This is a genomic window from Corynebacterium sp. (genome assembly GCF_030826625.1).
Classification (GTDB): domain Bacteria; phylum Actinomycetota; class Actinomycetes; order Mycobacteriales; family Mycobacteriaceae; genus Corynebacterium.
Genome location: NZ_JAPJNQ010000114.1, coordinates 1 through 4,363 on the forward strand (window position 1 = coordinate 1; position 4,363 = coordinate 4,363).

General features: G+C 55.3%; 4 protein-coding genes and 1 pseudogene. 3 read left to right on the top strand and 2 right to left on the bottom strand.

The features are described from left to right. A pseudogene (locus RCH87_RS10205) lies at positions 1 to 352 on the top strand (diaminopimelate epimerase); the annotation flags it as partial. Positions 353 to 441: 89 nt separating this feature from the next. Here RCH87_RS10205 and RCH87_RS10210 read toward each other — a convergent pair. Both RCH87_RS10210 and RCH87_RS10215 read right to left on the bottom strand, forming a co-directional pair. After that, on the bottom strand, positions 442 to 978 hold the full coding sequence (locus RCH87_RS10210; RefSeq protein WP_306516590.1) for a hypothetical protein: 537 nt from the start codon (positions 976 to 978) through the stop codon (positions 442 to 444). A gap of 171 nt (positions 979 to 1,149) precedes the next feature. Beyond that, positions 1,150 to 1,926: a hypothetical protein gene (locus tag RCH87_RS10215; protein WP_306516591.1), complete on the bottom strand. Its 777-nt coding sequence runs from the start codon at positions 1,924 to 1,926 to the stop codon at positions 1,150 to 1,152. Positions 1,927 to 2,185: 259 nt separating this feature from the next. Here RCH87_RS10215 and hflX point away from each other — a divergent pair, with 259 nt between their 5' ends. After that, positions 2,186 to 3,631: a GTPase HflX gene (hflX, locus tag RCH87_RS10220; protein ID WP_306516593.1), complete on the top strand. Its 1,446-nt coding sequence runs from the start codon at positions 2,186 to 2,188 to the stop codon at positions 3,629 to 3,631. A gap of 2 nt (positions 3,632 to 3,633) precedes the next feature. Continuing rightward, on the top strand, positions 3,634 to 4,363 hold a 730-nt coding region (locus tag RCH87_RS10225), incomplete at its 3' end, for a uracil-xanthine permease family protein (protein WP_306516592.1).

Sequence of the window (4,363 nt, forward strand, 5' to 3'; positions counted from 1 at the left end):
AGTGGTAGTGCCGGGAGGGCAGGCAGAAGACATCGCCAACTTGGAATTGCACGCACCGCGATTGGACGAAGAATTCTTCCCCGCAGGCGCAAATCTGGAGATCGCCACACCATTGATTAATGGAACCACCCACATGCGAGTATTCGAACGTGGGGTAGGAGAGACAAAATCCTGTGGTACGGGCACCGTGGCTACCGCCTGCGCCGCCCTCGCCGAAGCTGGATTAGGGGAAGGAACCGTGACTGTCGCTATCCCCGGGGGGACAGTAGAGGTTGAGATCCGTGCAGATGGAGCGACGTTGACAGGCCCATCACGCATCGTTGCGCAGGGCACCTTCACCATCGAACTGTGAGAGAGAAACCGATCTGAGCTGATTAACGTGAGCCTAGATTTCTCTCATTGAGGAAATCGCAAGCTCGCTGCCAACCACCCGGGAATCCTCTACAGCGCTCCGGTGCTCCCGGGGCCTTTCCGCTGTGCCGCGCGCCGGGCTGCCAACCAATATTCGCGAAGGCTCGCGACCCGTTCATCTGAAACTGAGAGCAAGCGCTCCAGCTGGCTAACGTCTAAATGGTGCTTTGCGAGATGCGCGTGCATGCGCTTGCTGTAGCGGCGCGCGGTGGAATACTCGTAATGAAAGCGTTCGATGTCCGGATCAGTGCTATCTATATTTAATAGTTCCGGGCGGTGGATCGTACGGTCTGCGAGGTGATCTGCGTCGTGGGAATAGGCGAAATTTTCGTATTCGCCGAGGATATCGTCGAGCTCATCGAGCGACAATTTAATCGACATGCGCAAAGCCTGTACCTCGTTAGACGACGGTCGGGAAGCTAAATAGAACCAGGCGAGAATTGCCAACACCAAAACGAGGATGACGCCCGCAGATTTCAGCCACCAAACGAGCAGAATCGCCAACACGATGGCACAAATGATGCCGATGCGCTGGCGGGGAGAACCGCTCGAAGGAGTTACAGCCATAATCTGAGTTTTCGATTCCTAGTCTGTTTTCTATTTAGCGTGATCTATTCAGCCTGTTTCGTCTGTCGATCTGGCGTTTCCGTATTCACAGTGCGGTGCGCGCGAGCCGTGTGCGTAGTTTCACCGGGTGATACCATCGCCGACTCAGGTTAACCATACTGTGCTAAGGCTTTAATGGCCACCGCAACCGCAACCGCCGGAACCACAACCGCAACCGCCAGAACCGCAGCCGCCGGAAGGCGCCAAGATAGAAGAGGTCAACGTGCCGGTACCGCTAATGATCTCACCGCGTTCGGGTAGTTTCTCAAGAGTATCGATGGAGATACAGACATCGAGTGGGAATAGCGCATCGATTACGACGTGATGGAATTCTTGGCCGGTGAGCTGATTGCGCAGCGTAGTGGATTGAATCACCTGACCAGAAAAATGCGCTGTTGCATCTGGGGTTTGTGCGCCACTACCAGCATCGATAATTTCTGCTCCGTGAGATTCCACAGTGCCAAGTTGCGTATCTGGATTCTGTTGAGTCCACGCTTGGACATCCGGGACAACCGAAATTTCGTCGGCAAGGGCTGCAACTGTGAGCTGTTGCCAGGGCTGGGCAGGTTCGTCGGCAAGCAGCGGACCCTGAGCCACGTGCGCAGTAATGGTGCTGAGTGGATTACCGGAAGTATCGATGATCTCACATAAACCGAGTACGTCGTTGATCATCTCGACGTGCGCGTAGGTTTGGCTGAGTGAATTAAACCCGACGAATGTGGAAAACGGTTCGACGGCCAAGATGTTGAGCTGAGCGCCGGAAGTGTCGTTAAACTGCACGAGCTGGCCGCCACGTACTTCGCCGGTGACCATGAGCTGATTGGTGGCGATCGCAGCTTCGACGGCATCTTGCCAGTTGTCAAAGTGCATGCCGATCGCGGAAAGGTTGGTCTTTTTCGTTGCGGTCATAATGCCCCAGTTTAGCGAATATGCAGGATCCAGCGAAACCTCGATTTATTGCCTTTCGGCTGGCATAATGGGATCTAAGATGACGAAAAATTTCTCACATAAAGTATCTGCTAGCCGCAACTCTTCGGGCAGTCATGATGAACTACTCGACGCGGCATTCAAAGACAATGAGTCGCAGGATGCGTTGCTCTATAGCGACGCCGATGAAACTTTCAGCACTGCAACTTCGAAAACTGCTCAATCCAGCCACGATGGCGCCATGGGGCTCGAACCGGAACGGGCGGCCCCAACCACTGGGGATATGGATTTGGCGGAGCGCAACGCGTTCCGACGTGTCACCCGTGAAACCACCATCCGCACCGAAGATACGACCGACGGTTACGAAGTCGAGTACCGTAAGCTGCGCTTGGAACAGGTCATTCTCGTGGGGGTGTGGACGGAAGGCACCGTCGCTGAGTTAGAAGCAACATTGGAAGAACTTGCTGCGCTCGCCGAGACCGCTGGTGCCGATGTGCTGGAAATCCTCTACCAAAAACGTGATTCGCCAGATCCCGGCACGTTTATTGGTTCCGGAAAAGTTCAGCAATTGAAGTCACTGGTTCAGGAATACGGTGCCGACACGGTGATCTGTGATGGTGAACTTAATCCGGGGCAGCTCACCGCCCTGGAGCGTGAACTAGACACCAAGGTAATCGACCGCACCATGCTGATTTTGGATATTTTCGCCCAGCATGCGAAATCCAAAGAGGGTAAGGCTCAAGTTTCACTTGCCCAACTGGAATACCTTTACACCCACACCCGTGGTTGGGGCGGTAGCTTGTCACGCCAGGCTGGTGGCCGAGCGGGCTCCAATGGTGGTGTTGGATTGCGTGGCCCTGGTGAAACCAAAATCGAAACCGACCGGCGTCGTATCCGTGCGGAGATGGCGCGCCTGCGCAAATCCTTAGCCGGGATGAAAACCACCCGGGAGATTAAGCGCGCTCGTCGGCAAGATTCTCTGGTGCCACAAATTGCAATCGCAGGCTATACCAATGCGGGGAAATCCTCGCTGATCAATGCGATGACCGATGCCGGTGTGCTTGTGGAAGATGCGTTATTCGCCACCCTGGATCCTACTACCAGGAAAGCCCAGCTTGGCGACGGACGTAGCGTTGTATTCACGGACACCGTCGGCTTTGTCCGGCACTTGCCGACTCAGCTCGTCGAGGCGTTTAAATCTACGTTGGAAGAAGTCCTGGCTGCTGACTTGATGCTGCATGTGGTTGATGCAGCCGATCCGTTCCCTTTGAAACAGATCACAGCGGTGAATAAGGTCATCCGCGATATCGTGGAGGAGACTGGCCAGCCTGCGCCACCGGAAATTATTGTCCTCAACAAAATAGATGCCGCCGATCCGCTGGTATTAGCGGAAGTTCGCAATGTGCTTGACAACGAAAATGTCGTGTATGTCTCAGCAAAAACTGGTGAAGGCATCGCAGAGCTATCCGGTCGGGTTGAGCTGTTTTTGAATTCGTTGGACACCCGCGTCGTAGTGGAAATTCCGTATACCCGCGGTGATCTTGTTTCCCGTGTGCATGATTACGGTACCGTGCACAGCGAGGAGTACACCGAGAATGGAACCGTCATCGACGTCCGCTTGCCTGCGGTGATGGCACAAGAGCTAGCCGATTACCACGTGGAAGCCAGCGCCGACAATAATGACTAGGCGTGACTACTTCGATTGGCTGGACGCTCCACGGTGATGGCAAGACGATAAACAAAGGTGCCGTCGTTGCACCTGATGAACGGCTCTCATGGCCCCGGACCATTGGCATTGGCATGCAGCATGTCTTTGCGATGTTCGGGGCCACGTTGCTGGTTCCCACATTGACTGGTTTCCCGGTCAACACCACGCTGTTGTTCTCCGGTGTGGGCACGATGTTGTTCTTGCTCATCACCCGAAACCAGCTGCCTTCCTATCTGGGCTCTTCGTTTGCATTCATTGCGCCGCTGATCGCGTCCCAGCAGCACGGTATCGCAGCACAATTAGGCGGAATTTTCGTCACCGGTGTGGTACTCATGGCCGTGGGCCTTGCGGTGAAAATCGCTGGTCGGAAAGTTATTGATGCCGTACTTCCGCCGGCAGTGACCGGTGCGATCGTTGCGCTGATCGGGCTGAATTTGGCGCCGACTGCCACCGAGAATTTTCAGACTCAGCCGCTGGTCGCGGCAGTGACGCTGGCGGTGATTGTGCTGGCAACAGTGGCTGGCCGAGGCATGGTCAGCCGCCTGGGAATTCTCATCGGCGTGGTCGTCGGGTGGATTTTTGCGGCACTGACAGGAAACGTTGATGCCGAGGCTTCCCAGGCAATTTCGGATGCGCCGTGGGTGGGCGTTCCGGAGTTTCATGCCCCGGAGTTTCAGCTCTCGGTTATTTTGACGACTCTACCGGTGCTGG

What these genes read in the sequence shown, in the direction of transcription:
- RCH87_RS10215 (WP_306516591.1), bottom strand. Translation starts at nt 1,926, where the DNA reads ATGACCGCAACGAAAAAGACCAACCTTTCCGCGATCGGCATGCACTTT.
- hflX (WP_306516593.1), top strand. Translation starts at nt 2,186, where the DNA reads ATGGGGCTCGAACCGGAACGGGCGGCCCCAACCACTGGGGATATGGAT.
- RCH87_RS10210 (WP_306516590.1), bottom strand. Translation starts at nt 978, where the DNA reads ATGGCTGTAACTCCTTCGAGCGGTTCTCCCCGCCAGCGCATCGGCATC.